This window comes from Mesobacillus sp., from assembly GCF_049588175.1.
GTDB lineage: Bacteria > Bacillota > Bacilli > Bacillales > Cytobacillaceae > Mesobacillus.
The window spans coordinates 1-4,319 of sequence record NZ_JBAVFI010000307.1; the positions used below are offsets into that span (position 1 = coordinate 1).

Annotated in this window: 4 protein-coding genes; 1 reads left to right on the top strand and 3 read right to left on the bottom strand. The window is 38.9% G+C overall.

The window, feature by feature from the left end; translation table 11 throughout:
• Positions 1–62: 62 nt before the first annotated feature.
• Positions 63–911, bottom strand: a complete 849-nt coding sequence (locus WB217_RS07525; RefSeq protein WP_423992116.1) for a DUF2935 domain-containing protein — start codon at positions 909–911, stop codon at positions 63–65.
• 196 nt (positions 912–1,107) lie between these two features.
• On the opposite strand from WB217_RS07525, the gene WB217_RS07530 reads away from it, so the two are divergent.
• Positions 1,108–2,328, top strand: coding sequence for an MFS transporter (locus WB217_RS07530; RefSeq protein ID WP_423992118.1), 1,221 nt, complete (start codon positions 1,108–1,110; stop codon positions 2,326–2,328).
• 297 nt (positions 2,329–2,625) lie between these two features.
• Here WB217_RS07530 and WB217_RS07535 read toward each other — a convergent pair whose 3' ends face one another.
• Together WB217_RS07535 and WB217_RS07540 are read right to left on the bottom strand one after the other, a co-directional pair.
• The gene (locus WB217_RS07535; protein WP_423992120.1) at positions 2,626–3,582 is read right to left on the bottom strand and encodes a nucleoside hydrolase; all 957 of its coding nucleotides are present in this window, start codon (positions 3,580–3,582) and stop codon (positions 2,626–2,628) included.
• 121 nt (positions 3,583–3,703) lie between these two features.
• Positions 3,704–4,319, bottom strand: a 616-nt coding sequence (locus WB217_RS07540; protein WP_423992122.1) for a class I SAM-dependent methyltransferase, incomplete at its 5' end; no start/stop codon positions are given.

Here is a 4,319-nt window from a genome sequence, read left to right on the forward strand (position 1 = left end):
CCGTTTTAAATCGGTGATACTTTTAGGAATTATTTAAAAAGCCCAATTAAATCTATCTTCTTCTAATGTGTTTGTGGGTTCCCGCCTGTAAGGTGCGCATCAAACATATCAATTATTTCTAGGAACCTATCAGCCTCACGGTACACATGGTCAGCCAATAATGGATGAATGATACTCTTTATTTTGCACTGCTCAATTAAATCACGTGCCGTTTTCTTGAAGTCCCGCAGTGAGGAAACTGACACACGATTTTGGTCCAGAAACTGATCTAATAAAGGAACTGTTTGAGATTGTGGCCTCATTGATTCTAAGTCTCTTGCTTGATACATCAACTGATCAAAATCATTGCTGAAATCCCGGGCTATATCAATTAGTTTTCTTTCAGACGGATCCAACAGATGACCAATAAATTTTGCATGGTCTGCCATAATCCTTAAGAAGAAGACATTTTCTTTAATAATCGCATCAGGAAGAGGTTTCAGTTTGCCTTCGTTTAATTCAATTAACCGTTTTCTAAAATAATTAGCTTCCCTGCTTGTGTGATCAACCAAGAGTGGAAAATTATTTGCCCCTGGCAATTTACAGGTTAGAATTAGACCTAGCACTTTTCGTTTAAAAGCAAAAATACTTGATGCCGCCTGCTGCACTTCTGAATTAAATCTTCTTATTTGTTCAGGATCTGTTTGATTGGTAAATGAAAGAGCTGTCTGTTCAATTTTTTCAAACAAACGGTAAAATTGATTAGCTTCTTGGATAAGTTGAGTATCCTCCGCTCTAAATCCCAACCTAAGAAATAAAGAATGTTCCTTCATGATCCTCGACCAAAAACGTATTTCGTTTAACGATCGCTCAACAAACAACACTGAAGTAACACCCGTATCCGGATGTAATAAGGTTTCATCTCCATTCATCCCCAAGTCCCCCTATAAAGAAATTCATTCGCTCAATTCTTATTAACAAAATCATATAAATATACCGACTAAGAAGTAGCTTAGTGCTCCCAACATGAAAAATTTTATTTTTGAAAATTTCGCATTGCGAAATATATTCAAAATCTTTAAAATAAAACAGACTGCATTTTTTTACTTCAAGCTTAGGGGAGACATTATGAATCGCAAAATTTTTCTTTATGTAAAAGCTTTTTCCGATTTAGGAACATTTATGGATTTGATTGCAATCAATGTTTTAATGTATGTAGCTACCGGAAGCGCAACCTGGCTGGCGGCCACTATGGCGGTTCGTACATTAGGCGGAGTTATATCTAGTTTATTTTCCGGGGTACTTGCTGACCGCTTTGACCGCAGGAAAATAATGATTTGGACCGACGTATTCCGTGCAGTAATTATCCTGTGTTTAATTCCTTTTCCAAATCCAGTTATGATTTTGATTGTCTGTTTTTTAATCGGATTGACCAGCAGCTTTTTTGCAGTCAGCTATAGTGCAGAAATCCCCCAAATCTTCGGTCAGGAAAAAGTACTTGAAACGAACGCCTTAATCTCGCGGTTAACCTCGATCAGTTTAGTTTTTGGTTTTATAGGTGCAGGGGTAATAACTGATTTCCTCGGATATCAGGTTACCTTACTGATTGACGCTGCTACATACATAATATCCGCTGTTGTTTTATTAAAAATGAACTGGGAAACGACAGTCCTTGGAGAGAAAATGGCCATAGCCAATGGATTTAAAGAGAAATTACATACCATTATCAGGGATTTAAAAGAAGTTCATTCATTTATCATGCTTGCACCAATGCTTCTTATGGTTAATATAGTTTTCCTTGTCGGTGCGTTCGCTGGTGCTTCACATAATTTAGGGATACCGCTATTGGCAGAAAATATCAATACAGATAATCAAAGCTTGTATTATGGCTTAATATGGGGTGTATGGGGTATCGGTTCAGTGCTGGCAACGATCCTTTTGCCAAAGTTAAGGGTAATGCAAGGAGAGCGTCTTTATTTTACATTCTTTATCTCTGCGATGCTTATGTCAGCAGGCTTTATCACTTTCCTGTCTAATATAAACCTTTGGATTGTTTTATCCTTCGCCTTCTTTACTGGTATTTTTGATGCATGCTTTACCACATTGCATGCTACCATTTTACAAAAAACGGATAATTATATCAGGGGAAGAATCTTTGGAGTTGGAATGTTGTTAAAATCATTGGGATTTGCTCTCGGATTTGTGGTTGCCCCTATTTTACTGAAAGCTTTATCACTGCCTAAAATGGTGTGGTTCTTCCACGGAACATTAATTACTACAAGTATAATCATTATGATCTATTCCGTTGGCAGCCGGAAAAAAACAGCTCAAATAAACCAGGATATATAATATAAGAAAAGCGCAAAAGGAACGGCGACTAACTACGCCGCGTCCTGATGCAACGTCGGCACTAGGACGTCCTGTCCGTCGAAAGGCCGACCGGTGAAGTCGTTCTTTGACTTCAGTGGCAGGACCGAAGCGTCTCGAGGAGTTAGGAGCCGCAGCCAGACAAGCGACTCGAGGGGCTAGATGCTGGAGCTGGACATTTCTCGAAGTGCATTTTATGCTTTCATATCTCTTAAATAAAATTAGCCCAGACATGCTGGGCTTTCATCATTTATACTTTATATCGCAGGCTGCGTTTATTTATTTTGCTTTAGAGCTTTCCATAAAAACACGAGTGAAATCCTCTATGAATGCTGGAATATCCGCTTCCATACCGATCCAGTCGAGTGTTGCTTCCGGTTCAGGCTCAGGTTTTGGCCTGAAATCGGCAATGCTTTTGCCTCTTGCTCCTCCGAAAAGCTCAATACTTACTCTTCTCGGCAAATATTTTACTAGATTCGGATTTACAAGTGCACTTAATGTTATTACATCATGGAGAGGTGCTCCCGGAATGCCTGGGACATTCTTTTTGTATGCTTCAAAATAATAGTCATACACTGGTTTGATCAGGTCCTTAAATGGTGAACGGCTGTTCTCGGCTAGATAATCGATTACTTCTGGAGGGATAATGGCTTTATTGGTGATATTCAATGGATGCAAAAACACATTCCTCGCTTTTTCAAGCACTTGATTCGCTGCAATAGGATCAGCGTAAAAGTTTGCCTCGGCTTCAGCAGTGACGTTTCCTGGCACAAGAAATGCTCCACCCATAATGTAAATAGCATTGACACTTTCAAAAGCTTCCCGACCGTAGAGAATGAACGGGATTGCAAGATCTGTCTGCCTCCCTAATCCAACGATAACCAGATTATTGGCGTATTGGTTAACAAGCTCAAGAATTTTGTTAATATCAAATACCTTTACTTCCCCTAAATCTTCAGGTGGCCGGATTGGACCAAGTCCTTCTGGGCCGTGAATTTCAGGATAAAATGTAGCAAGTTCTCCAGACAGTGGACCTGTTGATCCAGCAATAATCGGAATGTCTTCTCTGCCAGCAAGCTTAAGTAAATATGCAGTATTATTAATCGCCTGTTTCTTGGTTATGTTCCCATATCCGGTTACCACCCCAACTACATTTAGTTCAGGGTGCAAAAGGGCATACATTAGTGCCAACGAATCATCTACACCTGAATCCGTAAACAACAGAATATTATACATAGCTTCCCCTCCTTTAATGCCGCAATTTAATTATATGTTTTAAATTCCAGTGTTAATGCTTTTTTCACTCTAGCTCACTTTTAAGTTCAATAAAGGAAATTTGCCAAATAAAAAAACAGGCCTATGCCTGTTTATATTTTTGGCAAAAGATCGTCTGCCTGCCTTCCTGCTCATTTTCTTCAAAGTAAAGAATCTTCCAATCCTTGAATTCTTTAAGTAATTCATTGGATTCTAGTTTGTACTTCTCTGAGATTGCTTGATTCCCGCCTTCCATAGTTCTGTAGAAGGTCTCCATGAAAAAGAAGCCTTTATCTTTCACCATACCCTTAACTTTCGGAAAAAGTGCTCTGTCTAAAAAGTATGTGATTAAAACCAGATCATACGATTTTCGAAAAAGAGTACTGACGGGATTTGACAAGTCAGCAGCCAGGGACTTTATCTGTAATCCGTTACTGACTGCTTTCTCTTTAACATAGTTAATAGCAACCTCTGAAATATCCACTGCCGTCACATTGAATCCATTTTCCGCAAGAAAAAAACTATTTCCACCTAGTCCGCAGGCAATATCGAGAGCTGCTCCTCCTCGAAGACATGGAGCAATATACAAAAGCCTCTCATTTGGTACAGGCGTATTCATATTGGCTAATTTTGTTTCATACTTATTGTCCCATTTTTCCCTAATATCCATGTCCCTTGTTTTCCTTTGCTTTTTTAATGACTTTATCACATTACTATTC

Bases quoted from the DNA above. Each gene is read 5' to 3' on its own strand.
- WB217_RS07535 (WP_423992120.1), bottom strand. From the start codon at position 3,582: ATGTATAATATTCTGTTGTTTACGGATTCAGGTGTAGATGATTCGTTG.
- WB217_RS07525 (WP_423992116.1), bottom strand. From the start codon at position 911: ATGAATGGAGATGAAACCTTATTACATCCGGATACGGGTGTTACTTCA.
- WB217_RS07530 (WP_423992118.1), top strand. From the start codon at position 1,108: ATGAATCGCAAAATTTTTCTTTATGTAAAAGCTTTTTCCGATTTAGGA.